Source organism: Mesorhizobium sp. Root552 (assembly GCF_001427285.1).
Classification (GTDB): Bacteria; Pseudomonadota; Alphaproteobacteria; order Rhizobiales; family Rhizobiaceae; genus Mesorhizobium.
In genome coordinates this window covers 14059-31464 of record NZ_LMFV01000016.1, presented here as the reverse complement: position 1 = coordinate 31464, position 17406 = coordinate 14059, and the positions used below count along the sequence as shown (strand labels likewise).

The 17406-nt window shown below is 61.6% G+C and carries 16 protein-coding genes; 14 read left to right on the top strand and 2 right to left on the bottom strand.

What is annotated here, in order from left to right; genetic code table 11:
* The first annotated feature begins 129 nt into the window (after nucleotides 1-129).
* Genes ASD50_RS09480 through ASD50_RS09450 form a run of 7 tightly spaced genes read left to right on the top strand, consistent with a single transcriptional unit; the run spans nucleotide 130 to nucleotide 6726 of the window.
* Nucleotides 130-1125, top strand: coding sequence for an ABC transporter substrate-binding protein (locus ASD50_RS09480; protein WP_056239614.1), 996 nt, complete (start codon nucleotides 130-132; stop codon nucleotides 1123-1125).
* An 11-nt stretch (nucleotides 1126-1136) separates the two neighbouring features.
* On the top strand, nucleotides 1137-1961 hold the full coding sequence (locus ASD50_RS09475; RefSeq protein WP_082549560.1) for an ABC transporter permease: 825 nt from the start codon (nucleotides 1137-1139) through the stop codon (nucleotides 1959-1961).
* Nucleotides 1962-1996: 35 nt separating this feature from the next.
* Nucleotides 1997-2767 (top strand): ABC transporter ATP-binding protein, encoded by a 771-nt coding sequence (locus ASD50_RS09470; protein WP_244484472.1) that lies wholly within the window; start codon nucleotides 1997-1999, stop codon nucleotides 2765-2767.
* Between the two features lie 6 nt (nucleotides 2768-2773).
* Nucleotides 2774-3526, top strand: a complete 753-nt coding sequence (locus ASD50_RS09465) for an ABC transporter permease (protein ID WP_056239608.1) — start codon at nucleotides 2774-2776, stop codon at nucleotides 3524-3526.
* Nucleotides 3526-4230, top strand: a complete 705-nt coding sequence (locus ASD50_RS09460) for a fumarylacetoacetate hydrolase family protein (protein WP_056239604.1) — start codon at nucleotides 3526-3528, stop codon at nucleotides 4228-4230. The genes ASD50_RS09465 and ASD50_RS09460 overlap by 1 nt, the downstream gene beginning before the upstream one ends.
* The gene (locus tag ASD50_RS09455) at nucleotides 4190-5743 is read left to right on the top strand and encodes an acyl--CoA ligase (RefSeq protein ID WP_082549559.1); all 1554 of its coding nucleotides are present in this window, start codon (nucleotides 4190-4192) and stop codon (nucleotides 5741-5743) included. The genes ASD50_RS09460 and ASD50_RS09455 overlap by 41 nt, the downstream gene beginning before the upstream one ends.
* Nucleotides 5743-6726 carry a 2-dehydropantoate 2-reductase gene (locus ASD50_RS09450; protein ID WP_056239597.1) on the top strand — a complete coding sequence of 328 codons (984 nt, stop codon included), beginning with the start codon at nucleotides 5743-5745 and terminating at the stop codon, nucleotides 6724-6726. The genes ASD50_RS09455 and ASD50_RS09450 overlap by 1 nt, the downstream gene beginning before the upstream one ends.
* Nucleotides 6727-6839: 113 nt before the next feature.
* Here ASD50_RS09450 and ASD50_RS09445 read toward each other — a convergent pair whose 3' ends face one another.
* Together ASD50_RS09445 and gshB are read right to left on the bottom strand one after the other, a co-directional pair.
* Nucleotides 6840-8372, bottom strand: a complete 1533-nt coding sequence (locus ASD50_RS09445) for a YifB family Mg chelatase-like AAA ATPase (protein ID WP_056239654.1) — start codon at nucleotides 8370-8372, stop codon at nucleotides 6840-6842.
* 177 nt (nucleotides 8373-8549) lie between these two features.
* The gene (gene gshB, locus ASD50_RS09440; RefSeq protein WP_056239594.1) at nucleotides 8550-9491 is read right to left on the bottom strand and encodes a glutathione synthase; all 942 of its coding nucleotides are present in this window, start codon (nucleotides 9489-9491) and stop codon (nucleotides 8550-8552) included.
* 216 nt (nucleotides 9492-9707) lie between these two features.
* On the opposite strand from gshB, the gene ASD50_RS09435 reads away from it, so the two are divergent.
* From ASD50_RS09435 to ASD50_RS09405, 7 genes are all read left to right on the top strand, one after another.
* A complete protein-coding gene (locus tag ASD50_RS09435) occupies nucleotides 9708-11057 on the top strand; it encodes a putative bifunctional diguanylate cyclase/phosphodiesterase (protein ID WP_056239591.1) in 1350 nt (449 codons plus the stop codon).
* Nucleotides 11058-11188: 131 nt separating this feature from the next.
* Entirely contained in the window at nucleotides 11189-11956 is a 768-nt protein-coding gene (locus ASD50_RS09430) for an SDR family NAD(P)-dependent oxidoreductase (RefSeq protein WP_056239589.1), read from the top strand.
* Entirely contained in the window at nucleotides 11953-12897 is a 945-nt protein-coding gene (locus tag ASD50_RS09425) for a 2-dehydro-3-deoxygalactonokinase (RefSeq protein WP_056239586.1), read from the top strand. Before ASD50_RS09430 ends, ASD50_RS09425 begins: the two co-directional genes overlap by 4 nt.
* Nucleotides 12894-13532, top strand: a complete 639-nt coding sequence (locus ASD50_RS09420) for a 2-dehydro-3-deoxy-6-phosphogalactonate aldolase (protein WP_056239581.1) — start codon at nucleotides 12894-12896, stop codon at nucleotides 13530-13532. Before ASD50_RS09425 ends, ASD50_RS09420 begins: the two co-directional genes overlap by 4 nt.
* Nucleotides 13532-14410 carry an SMP-30/gluconolactonase/LRE family protein gene (locus ASD50_RS09415; protein WP_056239578.1) on the top strand — a complete coding sequence of 293 codons (879 nt, stop codon included), beginning with the start codon at nucleotides 13532-13534 and terminating at the stop codon, nucleotides 14408-14410. The genes ASD50_RS09420 and ASD50_RS09415 overlap by 1 nt, the downstream gene beginning before the upstream one ends.
* A 106-nt stretch (nucleotides 14411-14516) precedes the next feature.
* A complete protein-coding gene (locus tag ASD50_RS09410; protein WP_056239575.1) occupies nucleotides 14517-15587 on the top strand; it encodes a D-alanine:D-lactate ligase-like protein in 1071 nt (356 codons plus the stop codon).
* A 155-nt stretch (nucleotides 15588-15742) separates the two neighbouring features.
* Entirely contained in the window at nucleotides 15743-17386 is a 1644-nt protein-coding gene (locus ASD50_RS09405; RefSeq protein WP_056239651.1) for an ABC transporter substrate-binding protein, read from the top strand.
* Nucleotides 17387-17406 lie beyond the last annotated feature (20 nt).

Here is a 17406-nt window from a genome sequence, read left to right as displayed (position 1 = left end):
CCGGAATCGGTCAACAGGCCTGAAATTATGAGGTTTCAGGTTTAAAGTTTTTGGTTGACACCACACCGTTCTTGACCAATCCTGTTTGAAAATTAAACCAATCATGAAATTGGTTATGGAGGAAGTGACATGATCGGACTGTCCAGACGCACCGTTTTGGGTGCTGCATTGGTTGCCGCGCTGGGAAGCGCAACGACGCTGCCGGCGGCGAGCGCGGGCGAGATGAAGATTGCCTTTGGCGATCTCCCCGGCATCGAATCCATCCAGACGCTTGCGGCGATCGAGCGCGCCAAGGAGCGCGGCGTTGGGGTTGAATTGATCATCCTTAACGATGAAGACCTGGCCGCGCAGGCCATCGTTGGCGGGCAGGCCGATGTCGGTATCGGCTCGCCATATACGCTGATCCAGAAGGCCGGGGTGCCGATCCGCATATTCGCGCAGATCTCGACGCAGCGCTTCTTCCCGGTGGTCAACGCCGAAGCCTACAAGACCTGGAAGGACCTCGACGGTCAGGAGATCGCTGTTCAGGCGCGCGGCTCGGGCACCGAGGCGGTGATGATGCTGATGGCAAAGAACAATGGCATCTCCTATGGCAAGGTCAGCTATGTGCCCGGCTCCGAAGTTCGCCGCAACGCGCTGATCCAGGGAACCATCAAGGCCTCTATCGTCGACGCCGCCAATCGCCGCGCGCTGGAAACCGAGGCGCCGGGCAAGTTCACCGTGCTTCCGGTCGAAAATGTCAGCGCGACCGACGAAGCCGTTTTCGCGACGGCAGACTACCTGAAGAACAACGCGGCCGACGTCGATATCCTGGTCGAGGAGTTGATGAAGACCGGGCGCGAAATCACAGAAAACCCGAACGCTGCCGTTGAACTGCGCAACAAGTACAAGCTGTTGCCGGACCTTGGCGCTGAAGCCGATGCTGAAATCGCTGCCTACTACAAGGAGACGGCGGAAGCCGGCAGCCTTGCGCTGAATGGCGGCGGTGCGGAAGCTGCTGCCGGCGACTTTGCCTTCTTCGGCGCTGCAGGCCAGATCGAAGGCGACCCGGCCTCGCTCAAGGTCGACGACTTCTGGGATACTGCCTCGATCGACCGAGTGCTGACCAATATCGGTAAGAAGTAGGCGAAGGCTCGATGGCGGCAGGAACGGAAGTGGATCGGGCAGCAGGCGTCGCGTCATTGTCGCGAAGCGCGCAGGCAGGGCGGCTGTTCGAGAAGCCTGTTGTCCTGCGACTGCTGTCGATCGGGTTGTTTGCCGCGGCATGGCAGATTGCGGGGCTCATTCCGGTGAGCTTCGCTTTCCCGACCTTTTCCAGCACAATGGCCGCCTTCGTCCGCATGATGGCCGACGGCAGCCTGCCTGCGGCCTATGTTTCGACATTGCAGCCGCTTGTTCTGGGAGTGGTCCTGGCAACCTTTGCCGGCGTCGGCATCGGCACGCTGTGCGGCCTGTGGCGTCCGGGCGAGTGGCTGCTCATTCCCGTCTTTATCGTACTTCAGGCGGCCCCTGTTGCCGCGTTCATTCCGCTGGTGACCTTCATCTATGGCATAGGCATGACGGCCAAGACGCTTGCCGTCATCATCCTCGCTTTGCCGGTCATCGTGCTCAACACCTACAAGGCCGTGCGCAACGTCAACGGCTCGCTGCTGGTAATGAGCCGGTCGTTCATGGGAACGCGCTGGCAGGAGGTGTTCAAGATAGTCCTGCCAGATGCCAGTCCTGTGATCTTTGCCGGCTTGCGCCTCGGTGTCGCCGCTGGATTTGTCGGCGTCGTGCTGGCTGAACTTCTGATTACGCCAACCGGCATCGGCGACTTGATAACCTTTGCGCGCTCTCGCGCCGACTATGCAGGAATGTATGCCACGATCGCCTCGGTGATTGCGCTTTCGACCGTGACGCTGGTGGCTTTGCAGTGGATCGAAGTCCGTGTCTTCAGGCCGGAAAAAAGGGGAGGCTGAAGATGCGCGCCGCAGTTGTTCGAAATGAAGCCGTCATGAACGAACCCGCAGCCGATGCAATCGTGGAGGTGCGCGGCATCTCGAAGACCTATGGCGGCGTCGAGGCGCTGCGCGACGTCGACCTGGATTTTCCGCGCGGCAAGCTGACCAGCCTGCTGGGGCCGAGCGGGTGCGGCAAGACAACGTTGCTCAAGATCATTGCCGGCTTGATCGATGCCGATCGTGGCACCGTTGCGGTGAATGGCAAGAAGGTCAGCGCGCCGGGCCCGGAGCGCGCATTCGTGTTCCAGGATTTCGCCTTGCTGCCTTGGGCGACGGTGCTGCGCAATGTCGCCTTCGGGCTGGAGCTGCGCGGCACGGCAAAAGAGGAGCGCGAGGCGATTGCCCGCCGCTACGTCGCCGATGTCGGGCTGGCCGGGTTCGAGGATAAATATCCACATGAGCTTTCGGGCGGCATGCGCCAGCGTGTCGGACTGGCGCGGGCGCTCTGCGTGGATGCCGACGTGCTTCTGCTCGACGAGCCGTTCTCGGCAGTGGACGAACAGAACCGGCGTAAATTCCAGGAAGACCTGATCCGGCTGCGCACCAACCAGAACAAGACCTTCATCTTCGTTACGCACTCAATCGAGGAAGCAGTCTATATCTCCGACCGCATCGTGCTCTTGTCGCCACGCCCGGGCCGTGTTTCGCGGATCATCGAGCCTGATATCGACCGCTCCGGGGATCCAGACCGTATCCATCGCGACAAGCACTACCTCGATACGGTCGAGGAAATCTGGCAGGGACTGAAGCAATATGTGGAGTAGCCCACGATGACCCTATTCGGTTACCGCGTGCCGATGATGGCCTCGTTGCTGGTCTGGTGCGTGCTTTGGGAGATCGTGGGCAGGCTCGACCTGATGTTCATCCTTCCGCCGTTCAGCGACGTGCTGGCGGCCGCGGTCGATCTGGTTCAACTCCCTTCTTGGCAGAGCGCAACGGTAACGACGCTGCGAGCCTTTCTGATCGGCATGCTGCTGGCCATTGCAGTCGGCATTCCGCTCGGCATGCTGATGGGCCGGGTCAAGATCGCCGACGACCTGCTCGGCATGTGGGTCAACATCTTTTCCAGCGCGCCGCTCTCAGCCATCGTGCCGGTGCTGATGATCCTGTTCGGTTTCGGCGAGAACACCATCATCGCGGCGGTGTTCCTGTTCGCGATCTGGATCATCGTGCTCGATACCCGCGCCGGTGTGCGCCACATCTCGCCTTCGCTCATCGAAATGGCGCGCTCCTACGGCGCCTCGCGGCCGGCACTTTACGGCAAGATCATTGTGTGGGCGGCGCTACCTGAAATCCTGGCCGGCATACGACTTGGCCTGATCAGGGGCGTTAAGGGCGTGGTTATCGGCCAGTTGCTGGTGGCAATCGTCGGCTATGGCGCACTGTTCGAGACCTTCTCGCGCAATTTCCGCATGTCCCAGTTCTGGGCGCTGACCATCATTCTGTTTGCCTTCGCGCTCGTGGTTTCAGCGCTGATTGAGCGGGCCGAGGCGAAAGTCGAATTCTATGCAGGAGTAAGATAATGAACATTCAGGGTGTGGCCTCCAACTATGTCATCGAACCCACCGCGATAGCTGCGGTGCCGGTGGTCGGTTCCGACCGCCTGTTTCCTGTCCACCGGGTTTATTGCGTCGGCCGTAACTATGCGGCGCACGCCGTGGAAATGGGGCATGACCCCAACAAGGAACCGCCGTTCTTCTTCCAGAAAAATCCAGACAATCTCGACGTCAGCGGCAAGTTTCCCTACCCATCGGCTTCAAGCGACGTCCACCACGAGATCGAAATGATGGTGGCGCTGAAAAGTGGCGGCACGGATATCGCGCTGGATAAGGCGCTCGACTGTGTCTACGGCTACGGCGTCGCCCTGGACATGACGAGGCGCGACCTGCAGGGCAAGGCGAAGGACATGGGCCGGCCCTGGGAAGTGGGCAAGGCCTTCGAGGCATCCGCACCTTGTGGCGCGCTGGTGCCGGCCGACAGGCTCGGCCATCCGACACAGGGCGCGGTCTGGCTCGACGTCAATGGCGAGCGCAAGCAGACCGGTGACCTCAACCAGATGATCTGGAAGGTGCCGGAAATGATCAGCTATCTGTCCGGCCTGTTTACCTTGATGCCGGGCGATGTCATCCTTTCGGGAACGCCGGCAGGCGTCGGCCCGGTCAATCGCGGTGACGTGCTGCACGGCCATGTCGACGGTGTTGGCGATATCGAGGTTCGCGTTGTCTGAAACAGGATCGATCATTGAGCGGCTGGTGCGCGGGCACAATGATGCCCCTGCCGTTTCGGCCCCTGACAGGGCCACGCTGACGCATGGCAGCCTGCGCCGGCTGATGGCGGAGGTTGCGGACCAGTTGCATGCGCGCGGCGTCGGGCGCGGCGACCGTGTCGCCATCGTGCTGCCGAACGGCCCGGAAATGGCGACGGCTTTCGTGAGCGTCGCCGCCGCCGCCACGACCGCGCCGCTCAATCCTGCCTACCGGGCCGAGGAACTCGATTTCTACCTGACCGATATCGGCGCCAAGGCGATCCTTGTCGCCGAAGACGAGGCCGGTCCGGCCGTCACCGTAGCCGAACGGCTGGGAATCGGCGTTCTTCGGCTGGTTACGTTACGCGATGCACCTGCGGGCAGTTTCCGGGTCGAGGGTAATGCGGTCGGGCCGGCTGCCGCACCGGATCTTGCGCGGGCTGAGGATGCCGCACTTTTGCTGCACACGTCGGGCACCACCTCGCGGCCGAAGCTGGTGCCGCTGCGCCACGAAAATCTCGCCGCTTCGGCTGCACATATCGGGGCAACGCTCAAGCTGAGCGAAACTGACCGCTGCCTCAACATCATGCCCTTGTTTCATATCCATGGGCTGGTCGCGGCGGTGCTGTCCTCGCTTGCTGCCGGCGCCAGCGTCTTTTGCACGCCGGGCTTCAATGCGCTGAAATTCTTCCAGTGGCTGAGCGAGGCGCAGCCGAGCTGGTATACGGCGGTGCCGACCATGCATCAGGCGATCCTGGCACGGGCGGCGCGCAATCAGGAGGCGGTGGCCGAGGCTCAATTGCGCTTCATCCGCTCGTCGTCCGCATCGTTGCCGGCGCAAGTGATGGCCGAGTTGGAAGCCACCTTCCGCTGCCCGGTGGTCGAGGCCTACGGCATGACCGAGGCCGCCCACCAGATGGCATCGAACCAGTTGCCACCCGGCAAGCGCAAGCCGGGCAGCGTTGGCCCGGCGGCCGGGCCGGAGATTGCAGTAATGGCGGCGGACGGGCGGTTTTTGGGGCCGGGTGAGATCGGCGAGGTGGTCATTCGCGGCCCCAACGTCACCGCCGGTTACGAGAAAAACCCGGGCGCCAACGAAACCGCCTTTGCGTATGGCTGGTTCCACACCGGCGACCAGGGCGTGCTGGACGAAGACCGCTATCTGCGGGTGACTGGTAGGCTGAAGGAGATCATCAACCGGGGCGGCGAGAAGATTTCGCCGCTCGAGGTCGACGAGGTGCTGATGGACCATCCTGCCGTCGCGCAGGTGGTGACCTTTGCCATGCCGCATGACAAGCTAGGCGAAGAGGTGGCGGCGGCAATCGTGCTGCGCGACGGTAACACCGCCAACGAGAGCGAAATCCGCGATTTCGCGTCCGGCCGGCTGGCCGATTTCAAGGTGCCGCGGCGCATCGTTATTCTGGAAGAAATCCCGAAGGGCGCCACCGGCAAGCTGCAGCGCATCGGCCTCGCAGCCAAGCTCGGCCTTGGCTGATGCGCATTGCGGTCTTCGGCGCCGGGGCGATCGGCGGCTATGTGGCGGCGAAGCTCGCCGCTGCCGGCCGCGCCGATCTGTCGATCGTTGCGCGCGGCGGGCATCTTGAGGCCGTCCGCAAGGACGGGCTGAGGCTGATCGAGGACGGCGAGGAGAGCGCCTATGCGGTAAGAGCCGCAGCGGATGCGCGCGAACTTGGGGTTCAGGACTATGTCGTCATAGCGCTCAAGGCGCATTCGCTTAGTGGCGCTCTCGATCAGATCGTGCCGCTTCTTGGCGAACACACCTCTGTGGTCACCATGCAGAACGGCGTGCCGTGGTGGTACTTCCACAAGCTTGCCGGGCCGCTGGAAGACGCGCGCGTCGCAGCAGTCGATCCAAGCGGAGCTATCTGGGATCGCATAGGCCCCGAGCGGGCGATTGGTGCTGTCGTCTATCCGGCGGCGGAAGTCGATGTGCCAGGTATCGTTCGTCACGTCGATGGCACACGCTTTTCGCTGGGCGAGCCGTCCGGCGAAAAGAGCGAGCGGGTGACGCAGCTTGCCGCGGAGATGATCGCTGCCGGACTTCAGGCGCCGGTGCGTGAAGACATCCGCAGCGAGATATGGATCAAACTCTGGGGCAATCTCTGCTTCAATCCGATTTCGGCGCTGACCGGCAGCACGCTTGCCGAGATAGTTTCCGATGAGGCAACGCGTGCGTTGGCGCGCACCATGATGCTTGAGGCGCAAGCGATCGGTGAAAGCCTCGGTGTGAAATTTCCGATTGCCGTTGATCGACGCATCAAGGGAGCGGGCGAAGTCGGCGCTCACAAGACCTCGATGTTGCAGGACCTGGAACGTGGCCGGCCGATGGAAATCGATGCGCTGGTGACTGCCGTGCAGGAGCTTGGGCAGCTGACGGGTCGGCCGACGCCGACCATCGACGTGGTACTGGCGCTGGTGCGGCGTCTTGCCATCCAGCGCGGTTGTTATCCCGGCTAGATCGTCATTGACGGACAACTAGTGAAAGCTTAGCCGAAGTCTTCCTAGAGTGAGGCGGCTTGCCCGATCCGGTTTGTAATGCCAAGCGACGGATGAGGGAGGTGAGCCAACCGTCAGGCGGCCTGAGCCATCCGCTCGTTGGTCATGCGGTACGAAATCGCCTCCGCCAGATGAATGCGGCCGACCGTTTCGCTGCCGTCGAGGTCGGCCAAGGTACGGGCGACTTTCAACACACGATGATAGGCGCGGGCCGAGAAGCCGAGTCTCTCGCTGGCATCGTGCAGCAGGGCGAGGCCGGCCTTGTCGGGCATGGCGATCTCCTCGATCAGCGCCTGCGGGCAATGCGCGTTGGTTGAAGTGCCTCCAGCGCCCAACCGCTCGAACCGCTCGCGTTGCAATGTCCGGGCCATGGCCACGCGCTCACCCACGGCGGTACTGGTTTCGGCCTTGCCGGGCCGGATGAGGTCCGCGGCCGAGACAGCCGGAACCTCGATTCTGAGATCGATGCGGTCGAGCAAGGGTCCGGAGATGCGCGCCTGGTAGTCTGTGCGGCAGCGCTCGCCGCGCGCGCATCGGTAGCCCGGTTCCCCGGCCATGCCGCAGCGGCACGGGTTCATCGCCGCAACCAGCTGGATACGCGCCGGATAGGTGACGCGGTGATTGGCCCGCGCGATCATGCACTCGCCGGTTTCGAGCGGTTGGCGCAAGGCATCGAGTGTCTGCGGCGAGAATTCCGGGAATTCGTCGAGGAACAGGACGCCGTGATGCGCCAGCGAGACTTCGCCCGGACGAGCGCGTAATCCACCGCCGACCATCGCCGCCATCGAGGCCGAATGATGTGGCGAGCGGAATGGTCGCCGATCCGTCAAGCGGCCTTCGGCCAATTCTCCGGCAACAGAGGCGATCATCGAGACTTCGAGCAGTTCCTTCGGCGCCAGCGGCGGGAGGATCGAGGGCAGGCGCTGCGCCAGCATCGACTTGCCGGACCCGGGCGGACCAACCATCAGGAGATTGTGGCCTCCCGCCGCCGCGACTTCGAGCGCGCGCTTGGCGCTCTCCTGGCCTTTGATGTCGGCAAGGTCAGGAAGATCGTTGGGGGCCGCACGGACACCTGCTTCAGGTCGTGACAGCACCTGCGTGCCGCGAAAATGGTTGGCGATTGCAATCAGGCTTCGAGGCGCCAGGATGTCGATCTCGCTCCCTGCCCAGGCGGCCTCGGGTCCGCAGGCATGGGGGCAGATCAAACCCTTGCCGTCGGCGTTGGCACCGATGGCGGCGGGCAAGGCGCCGGCAACGGCGGCGATGGTGCCGTCGAGCGACAATTCACCCAGTACGACATAAGCCGCCAGCATATCTCCCGGTATCGCGCCCAGCGCCGCCATAAGCCCAAGCGCGATGGGAAGATCGTAATGGCTGCCTTCCTTCGGCAGATCGGCTGGCGCGAGGTTGACCGTCACCTTCTTTGCCGGCATCGACAACCCTGATGCATGAAGGGCTGCCTGCACGCGCTCGCGACTTTCGGCCACCGCCTTGTCCGGAAGGCCGACGATCGACATGCCGACCTTGCCGGGCGCGACCATGACCTGAACGTCGACCGGAACGGCCTCGATGCCCTGGAAGGCCACTGTGCGAACGCGTGAAACCATCATGCCCCCGAAACGTCCAGTATCCGCGCGATGGCAGCTACTCTTGACGCCCCGTTCAGGAGCTAATCACAGGCGCCCGATCAAATCAAGAACATTTAGGGAACAATCTAAAGCATAGGCTGCAATTCGGTTGTGTAGAGTTGCAAGAGCGGAACAAAAGGCCGGCCGTGCAGCTTTTTAGCGTCGCTTTGCTTCTACGGCGTCCCAGAACAAGGCGGCGATATCAGCGCCACCGAAACGCTTGACTTCGCGGATACCGGTCGGGGAAGTGACATTGATTTCGGTCATGTAGTCGCCGATCACGTCGATGCCGACGAGGATGAAGCCGCGGTCTCTCAAGGATGGCCCAATCGCCTCGCAAATCTCGCGCTCGCGCCTTGTAAGCTCGGTCTTTTCAGCCCGGCCGCCGACATGCATGTTGGAACGCGATTCAGATTCAGCGGGCACTCGGTTGACAGCGCCGACCGGTTCGCCGTCGATGAGGATGATGCGCTTGTCGCCGGCGCGAACTTCCTTCAGGTAGCGCTGGACGATATATGGCTCGCGAAACAGCTGCGAGAACATTTCAAGCAGCGAGGCGAGGTTCCTGTCCGCCTCGTGCAGGTGGAAAATGCCTGCGCCGCCATTGCCGTAGAGCGGCTTGACGATGATGTCGCCGAATTCCTTGCGGAAGGCTGCGACCTCTTGCGGGTCCTTGGTGATCAGGGTTTCCGGCATCAAATCCGCAAACTCGGTGACAAAGATCTTTTCCGGGCTGTTGCGCACCCATGCCGGGTCGTTGACCACCAGCGTCTTCGGGTGGATGCGTTCCAGGATGTGTGTCGTGGTGATGTAGTTCATGTCGAAGGGTGGATCTTGCCTCAGCAAGACCACGTCCATCTCCGAAAGATCGGTGCGCACAGGTTCGCCGAGCGAGAAGTGGTTGCCCTTCTCGTCGCGCACGGTCATCTCCTCGATGCGTGCAAAGACCTTGCCGTTGGCGAGCGTCAGCCGGTCAGGCGTGTAGTGGTAGAGCGTGTGGCCTCGCCGCTGTGCCTCGAGGGACAATGCAAACGTCGTATCGCCGGCAATCGACACGGTGGAGATATGGTCCATCTGGACGGCGATCTTGAGCGGCATTGCAAAGGCTCTCCGAAGTCATGACGCGTGTCATATACGGGACTTGCCGCACCCTGCCAATGCGGTTGCCCAGGCCATCACCGGCAGACATGGAACGTCAGGAAATCGGTGTCGGATCATCCATGCTCCGCGCAGGAAATCATTCTCCCAAGATACGTTTCCTAAAGGGTTTCATGCCACTGTCGGGCCATACTTTGCGTTAGAACAGGAAAACCGATGCAAACGCCGTTTAGCACCGGGCAAATAAGCAGGGACGGCAGCGACCTGGCCTTTACCGATGCGTTGACCGGGCTGGGCAACCATCGCCGTTTTTTCGACAAGGTGGACCGGTTGATCAGCGACCGGGCCGACGATCCGGCGCCTTTTGCAATTGGCATTCTCGATCTCGACGGCTTCAAGCCGATCAACGATCTTTTCGGCCACAAGGCTGGCGATGATATTCTTGCGCAGGTGGCAATGCGCCTGCGTGCCTCGATGGACAGTTATTCTACAGTCTGCCGCATTGGTGCAGACGAATTCGCCTTTCTCTACCCGATGGTCTTCAGCGAGGAAGCTGCCGCCGAGCGCGCTCGCATGCTGATCGAGATATTGTCGGCCCCTTACGATGTCGGCGAACGCACTGCGCGGCTTTCCGCCTCCACGGGCTGCTCGCTGTTTTATTCCGGCGACGAAACGACCGAAATCCTCGTCAACAAGGCTGAAACGGCACTCTATCACGCCAAGCGTTCGGGGCGTGGCAAAGTCGTTGTCTATACGCGCGAGATGGAGGAGGCCGCCAAGCGCGTGACCCGCATCGAGCAGGCCTTGCGCCGCGCTGTTTCAGGCGGAGAGGTGGAACCGCATTTCCAGCCCATCGTCGATCTCGGGACGCGCCGCACGATCGGATTTGAAACGTTGGCACGGTGGACCGATCGTGATCTTGGGCCCGTTTCGCCCGTCGTTTTCATTCCTATAGCCGAGGAGCGCGGCATCATCGGGCCGCTTTCGCAACTGGTGCTGCGCAAGGCGACCGAAGCTGCGCGCAACTGGCCAAAGGACCTGTTCCTGTCCTTCAATCTGTCGCCGTCACAACTGGTCGACCAGAACACCGGCCTCCACATCCTCTCCATCCTTGATCGGACCGGCTTCGATCCACGCCGGCTTGAGATCGAGATCACCGAGACCGGCCTGATGAACGACCCCGCTTCGGCGGAGAAAATCGTTGAAGACCTGCGCCGGGTGGGCATCCGCGTCGCGCTCGACGATTTCGGCACTGGACAATCTTCGCTGGGGCGTTTGCGTGAGTTCCATTTCGACAAGCTGAAGATCGACCGGGCATTCGTGTCCTCGATCCTGGAGGACCGCCCCTCCGAACATATCATCCGCGCCATACTCGCCATGTGCGAGGGGCTTGGCATGGATGTGGTGGCCGAAGGCATTGAGGAAGAAGCGCAAGCCGATCGCCTTGTGGAATTCGGTTGTGGTGGCGGGCAAGGCTTCCTGTTTGGCAAACCGGTCGATGCCGACGCCACACTGGGTTACCTGCGCGATCAGTTCCGTGGTGCGCAACGCGCCGCCGGAATCTAACGGCGAATTACCGCCCAATTTCTCTTTTGTCTGACAAAATAGCAAATACTCGATATTTGCGCTTGCCCATATGTGGCTGACGGATAGGATGCGCCGCCGACAAAAGCGAAATCGGCGGAAAGGTCTCGCACATGATGCCATCGGCGCGCTTCGCTGATCTCGAAGGTGCCTCCGTACTCATCACGGGGGGCGGTTCTGGAATTGGCGCAAAGCTGACCGAGGGCTTTGCACTGCAGGGCGCCAAGGTCGCGTTCATCGACATTGCCGACCAGCCGGGCCTGGCACTGTGCGATGAACTTCAACGCACGACCGGCGCACGACCGCTTTACCTGAAGGCCGACCTTCGCGATATCGAGGCACTGCGCGATGCCGTGGCCAAGGCAGCCTCGGCGCACGGGCCGGTGACGGTGCTTGTCAACAACGCCGCCAACGACGTGCGGCATGCGGTGGAGGATGTCACGCCCGCCGCGTGGGACGACAATCAGGCGATCAATCTGCGGCCACATTTCTTCACCGTCCAGGCTGTGCTCGACGGAATGCTCAAGGCTGGTCACGGCAGCATCATCAACTTCACCTCGACATCCTTCATGTTGAACATCGGCGACATGCCGGCCTATACGGCGGCCAAGGCCGGCATCATCGGCCTGACCAAGGCACTGGCAGGGCGCTACGGCAAGAACAACATCAGGGCCAATGCGATCGCGCCGGGCTGGGTTATCACCGAACGGCAACGCGAATTATGGGTGACGGACGAAAAGCTCGACGCCCATATTGGCCGCCAGTCCATTCCACGGATCATGCTTGCCGACGACATGGTGGGGCCATGCCTGTTCCTGGCCTCTGACGCTTCGGCCATGCTGACCGCCCAGACATTGATCGTCGATGGGGGCATGCTGTGAGCGGTACTCCTGCTGTTGCCGCAGTGGACTGGGGCACGACGCGACTTCGTGCCTGGCTGCTCGATCACGCTGGCGAGCCTTTAGGCGAACGAAGAGGCGACGATGGGCTGATCACCGCTCGCGAAAAAGGGTTTGCCGATGTGCTGGAACGCCATCTGGCAGCCCTTGGCGCGCCGTCGACACTGCCGGTCGTAATCTGCGGCATGGCGGGGTCGCGGCAAGGATGGGTGGAAGCATCCTATGTCGACACGCCGGCGCCGATCACCGCCATTCTCAAAGGTGCGGTGCGCGTCGCCGGGCCCAGTCGCGACATTCGCATCGTGCCGGGCCTTGCCCAAAGAACGGCGGCGCTTCCTGACGTCATGCGTGGGGAAGAAACCCAGCTTGCCGGCGCGGGCCTGCCCGCCGCGGGAAAGCACCTGGTATGCATGCCCGGCACCCACTCCAAATGGGTCGAGGTCGAGGACGGCGCGGTGGCGGGCTTCGGCACTTGGCCGACCGGGGAACTTTATTCGGTGCTTGCCTCGCATTCGATCCTGCGTCATTCGCTCGGTGAAAACCCGGTGCCGGTTGCTGCCGACAGCCAGTTCTTCCGCGACTGGTGCGTTTCTGCCCTCAATGAGGGCGGCGATGTGACATCGAAGCTGTTTGCGATTCGCGCCGCCGGGCTTCTGCATGACCTACAGCAGGGCGATGCCGCAGCTTGCCTGTCGGGACTTTTGATCGGCGGTGAAATTGCGTCTGCCCGTCGCCGTTACCGGCACGCAAACGCACCGGTGGTGCTGATCGCCTCTGGTTCGCTGGGCAGGCTCTATGCGGCTGCATTTGGCCTTGCCGGCATTCCGGTCAACGAAGTCGATGCCGACCGGGCTGTGCGCTCCGGACTGTTGGAGGCGGCGCGGCAAAACCAGATGATCGTTGCCGAAGGAAAAGCATCGTGACGCAGACTGCACCGTTCCCACCCCTGAAGCGCGGGCTGGTTGCCATCTTGCGCGGCTTGAAACCCGAGGAGGCGGTGGAAGTCGGCCGGGCCATTTATGAGGCCGGCATCGAGGCGATCGAGGTGCCGCTGAATTCGCCCGATCCGTTTTCGTCCATCGCCCGCCTGGTTTCGGAACTGCCCGAAACCGTGCTGGTGGGGGCGGGCACGGTGCTGACCACAACGGATGTCGACGACCTTGCCAAGGCGGGCGGCCGTCTTCTGGTCAGCCCCAACATAGACGCCGCCGTGATGGGCCGCGCTGCCTATCACAACATGGTGACGATGCCCGGCGTGTTCAGCCCGACTGAAGCTTTCCAGGCCATCAAGCTCGGCGCATCCGCGCTGAAATTCTTTCCGGCCAATGTGCTCGGCGCCGCTGGCATCGCAGCCATGCGCGCGGTCCTGCCGCGCGATGCGAAAGTCGGGGCCGTGGGCGGCGTCTCGGAGAAAGATTTCCCCGACTATCTCGCGGCCGGGGTCTCCGTATTCGGACTTGGTTCCAGCCTGTTCAAGCCCGGCATGCGGCCGGATGAAGTGGCAGAGCGGGCGCGGGCGGCTGTCGCGGGCTGGGATGCTGCAACGGGTACTTCTTGATGGAGCATGTCGGCGTCTCCACACTTTCCAACCATGTTTGCGAGCTTGGCGAAGGGCCGACATACGACCCGCACAATGACACCTTGTTCTGGTTCGACATCGTCAACGGCAGGCTGATCGAACAGGCTTTGTCCGGTGGCGCGGCAACGGTTCACGCACTCGGCCAGATGGCCAGCGCACTTGCCGTCATTGACGGTGACCGGCAGTTGATCGCCGCTGAAACCGGTCTTCATGTGCGTGACATCGCTACCGGAAAGCTGACGCTGCACACGCCGATCGAGGCGAACAACACCGCAACGCGCTCGAACGACGCGCGCGTCCACCCGTGCGGCGCGCTTTGGGTCAGCACCATGGGCAAGAAGGCCCAGAAGGGAGCCGGCGCGATCTACTGGTTCTTCAAGGGAGAGTTGCGCACACTGTTTTCCGGCATCTCCATACCAAACTCGATCGCCTTCTCTTCTGACGGAGCCATGGCTTATTTCACCGATTCCGCGACAGGCTTGATAATGCGAACAGCCTGTGATCCTGGGACCGGTCTGCCGCTTGGCGAGCCAATGGTTTTTGCTGACCGAGGCGGGGGAACCGGCGACCATGACGGTTCGGTCGTGGACCTCGACGGCACGCTGTGGAACGCCCGGTGGGGCGAGGGCCGCGTCACCGCCTATGCCCCGGACGGCAGGCTGCTGCGCTCGATCGCAATGCCGGTGGGCCAGCCGACATGCCCGGCCTTTGTCGGTAAAAATGCCGACCGGCTGGCCGTGACCTCTGCCTGGGCAGGACTGGATGAAACACAGCGCGCCGCACAACCGGATGCCGGCAAGACCTTCCTCCTCGATCTGCCGGTGCGGGGCCGTTTCGAACCGCGTGTCCTGATCTGAGCTTGTCGCTCCGGCGTCGAAGCGGTGTCGGTTTCGTTGCAAACATCCACCTTTGCGGATGCCAAACTGCGAGGCGAAATCGAACAGCCATCCAGGATTGCTAGCCATGCCGGTTCCCACCCTCATCCTGGTCCATGAGCCGGAGGCCGCATGCTTGGGCCGCTTGTTGGCCGAGGGATTTGACAAAGGACACGCGGCGGAAATCGCGTCCTATCTGGCGCAATCGACCGATCTTGCCGTCGAGTTCGATGACCTGTCGCAAGCCTGCAAGGCGCATGGGCTCACTTTCCGGCCGGTCGAACTCGATGATGCCTCAGCGGCGCTGGCTGGCCAGAACCCGGAGCGGACTTTGGTTTGGACGCTGACCGACGGCATTGCATATTTTCGAGGCGGTGCCGCGCCTGCTCTGGCGCGTCTCAATGGATTGCGAACCATCGGCGCAGACGACACCCTTTTTGCCCTTTGTCAGGACAAGTTTCGCTCCGGCGCGGTTCTTGGCGCGCACGGCTTGCCCGTGCCGTCGGCCGGGTTGGCCCGTAACGGCGAGTGGCTAGTTGAGCCGCCGTCGTCTGGAAGCGGCTGGTTCGTCAAGCCTAATCGGTTGGGAGCGAAGATCGGTATCTGGCCGGATTCTCGTTGCCACGATCTTGGCTCCGCACTTGAGATTAGCCGGCGCATTTTTGGCGCTTACCGCGACGACGCGCTGGTCCAGCCTTATGTTCCCGGTCGAAATGTCAGGGCAAGCTTCCTGGGTCTGGAACGGCGTGCCGGGGTTGAAGCTCTCGGCATTTCCTTTGTCGACTCAGGGTCGGATTTCCAGACAATGGATGACAGCCTTGCCCTCTACGGTGAAACGGGCGAAGCGGCCAAAACGCAAGGCATCTATGCCGAGCCGTTACTTGAGGCGGTTATCGACAGCCAGCCCGGCGCCGACCGGAAAATACGGGAACTGACGGGTAAGTTGATGCGCAGCCTGGGCCTGCACGATGTTTTCTCACTCGATCTCCGTGTTGAGCCAGACGACACCTTGCACCTGATTGAATTTGAGGTTTGCCCAGGCTTGCCCTGCTTCGATTTTCGCTCCTATTGCGGCACTCAATGGCACCTTGCTCTGCCTGAAGCGATCGCCCGAACGGCTGCAAATCGCCTCATCGACAGCGGTTCGAAACCGATCTGAACCCAGTCGAACGCTATTCGCAAAATCCCCGTTGCCGCGTCGAAAACGGGCGGATATGGTTGACCGAAATCGAGGTTGTGGCGCTGCGCGACTGCACCTCGATGCCACTTTGCTACCTCAGCAATCCAGGCCAACAAAAAACAGGGAACACGAACATGATGATGGAAAAGATTGCGCTCCGCTCTCGTCTGTGGCTGGCCGGTGCGGCCATGTCGGCAGTTCTGGTTGGTGCAATGCCGGCTTTCGCGGTCACACCTGCCGACACGCTGGTCGAAGGTTTTGCAATTGACGATATCATCACCATGGACCCCGGCGAAGCTTTCGAGCTTTCGACTGCGGAAGTCACCGGAAACACTTACGACCTTCTGGTCCGCCTCGACCTGACCGACACGTCAAAGGTCAATGGCGACCTGGCTGAAAGCTGGACGGTTTCCGACGACGGCCTGACCTATACTTTCAAGTTGAAGCCGGGCATGAAGTTCGCCTCCGGCAACCCGATCACCGCCGAGGATGTTGCATGGTCGTTCGAGCGGGCCGTCAAGCTCGACAAGAGCCCCGCATTCATATTGTCGCAGTTCGGCTTGACCGGTGACAATGTCGCCGAAAAGGCCAAGGCTGCCGACGAGACGACTTTTGTTTTCACCGTGGACAAAGCCTATGCGCCGAGCTTCGTGCTCAACTGCCTGTCGGCGACAGTTGCTTCCGTGGTCGACAAGAAGGCTGTTCTCGAGCACGTCAAGCCGGTGACGCCAAGCGACGACTACAAGTTCGACAACGACTTCGGCAACGACTGGCTGAAGACCAATTCCGCGGGTTCGGGCGCTTACAAGCTGCGCGAATGGCGCGCCAACGAAGCCGTTGTGATGGAGCGTAACGACAACTACCACGGCGAAAAGGCCAAGCTCGCCCGCGTCATCTATCGTCATATGAAGGAAAGCTCCGGCCAGCGCCTGGCGCTGGAGGCCGGTGACATCGACGTGGCGCGCAACCTCGAGCCGAACGATCTTGACGCGGTGGCCAAGAACACTGATCTCAAGACGACCAGCGCGCCGAAGGGCACGGTTTATTACATCAGCCTCAACCAGAAGAATCCGAATCTCGCCAAGCCGGAGGTGCGGCAGGCATTCAAGTATCTGGTCGACTACGATGCGATCGGTTCTACCCTGATCAAGGGCATCGGCGAAATCCATCAATCGTTTCTGCCCAAGGGCGATTTGGGCGCAGTCGACGAGAACCCGTTCAAGTTTGATGTGGCCAAAGCCAAGGAACTGCTCGAGAAGGCCGGGCTGAAGGACGGGTTCAATGTCACTATGGACGTGCGCAACACGCAACCCGTGACGGGTATCGCCGAGTCTATCCAGCAAACGGTTGGCCAAGCCGGCATCAAGCTTGAGATCATCCCCGGCGACGGCAAGCAGACGCTGACCAAGTACCGTGCCCGCAACCACGATATCTATATCGGTCAGTGGGGGCAGGACTATTTCGATCCCAACTCGAACGCCCAGACCTTCGCCAGCAACCCGGACAATTCGGATGAAGGCAAAAGCAAGACGCTGGCATGGCGAAATGCCTGGGACGTGCCGGAACTGACCAAGAAGACAGAGGCAGCGCTGCTCGAAAAGGATTCGGGCAAGCGGGCCGAGCTCTACAAGGAACTCCAGAAGACGATCCTGGACGAAGGCCCGTTTGTCATCATCTTCCAGCAGACGGAGGTTGCCGGCTTGAGGGCCAATCTCAAGGACTTCAAGCTTGGCCCGAGTTTCGACACCAACTTCGTCGGCCAGATCTCGAAGGAATAACTGAAAAGGACGCTTCGCGT

What these genes read in the sequence shown, in the direction of transcription:
- ASD50_RS09470 (WP_244484472.1), top strand. Translation starts at nt 1,997, where the DNA reads ATGAACGAACCCGCAGCCGATGCAATCGTGGAGGTGCGCGGCATCTCG.
- ASD50_RS09415 (WP_056239578.1), top strand. Translation starts at nt 13,532, where the DNA reads ATGGAGCATGTCGGCGTCTCCACACTTTCCAACCATGTTTGCGAGCTT.
- ASD50_RS09460 (WP_056239604.1), top strand. Translation starts at nt 3,526, where the DNA reads ATGAACATTCAGGGTGTGGCCTCCAACTATGTCATCGAACCCACCGCG.
- ASD50_RS09410 (WP_056239575.1), top strand. Translation starts at nt 14,517, where the DNA reads ATGCCGGTTCCCACCCTCATCCTGGTCCATGAGCCGGAGGCCGCATGC.
- ASD50_RS09435 (WP_056239591.1), top strand. Translation starts at nt 9,708, where the DNA reads ATGCAAACGCCGTTTAGCACCGGGCAAATAAGCAGGGACGGCAGCGAC.
- ASD50_RS09455 (WP_082549559.1), top strand. Translation starts at nt 4,190, where the DNA reads ATGTCGACGGTGTTGGCGATATCGAGGTTCGCGTTGTCTGAAACAGGA.
- gshB (WP_056239594.1), bottom strand. Translation starts at nt 9,491, where the DNA reads ATGCCGCTCAAGATCGCCGTCCAGATGGACCATATCTCCACCGTGTCG.
- ASD50_RS09405 (WP_056239651.1), top strand. Translation starts at nt 15,743, where the DNA reads ATGATGATGGAAAAGATTGCGCTCCGCTCTCGTCTGTGGCTGGCCGGT.
- ASD50_RS09465 (WP_056239608.1), top strand. Translation starts at nt 2,774, where the DNA reads ATGACCCTATTCGGTTACCGCGTGCCGATGATGGCCTCGTTGCTGGTC.
- ASD50_RS09430 (WP_056239589.1), top strand. Translation starts at nt 11,189, where the DNA reads ATGATGCCATCGGCGCGCTTCGCTGATCTCGAAGGTGCCTCCGTACTC.
- ASD50_RS09450 (WP_056239597.1), top strand. Translation starts at nt 5,743, where the DNA reads ATGCGCATTGCGGTCTTCGGCGCCGGGGCGATCGGCGGCTATGTGGCG.
- ASD50_RS09445 (WP_056239654.1), bottom strand. Translation starts at nt 8,372, where the DNA reads ATGGTTTCACGCGTTCGCACAGTGGCCTTCCAGGGCATCGAGGCCGTT.
- ASD50_RS09480 (WP_056239614.1), top strand. Translation starts at nt 130, where the DNA reads ATGATCGGACTGTCCAGACGCACCGTTTTGGGTGCTGCATTGGTTGCC.
- ASD50_RS09475 (WP_082549560.1), top strand. Translation starts at nt 1,137, where the DNA reads ATGGCGGCAGGAACGGAAGTGGATCGGGCAGCAGGCGTCGCGTCATTG.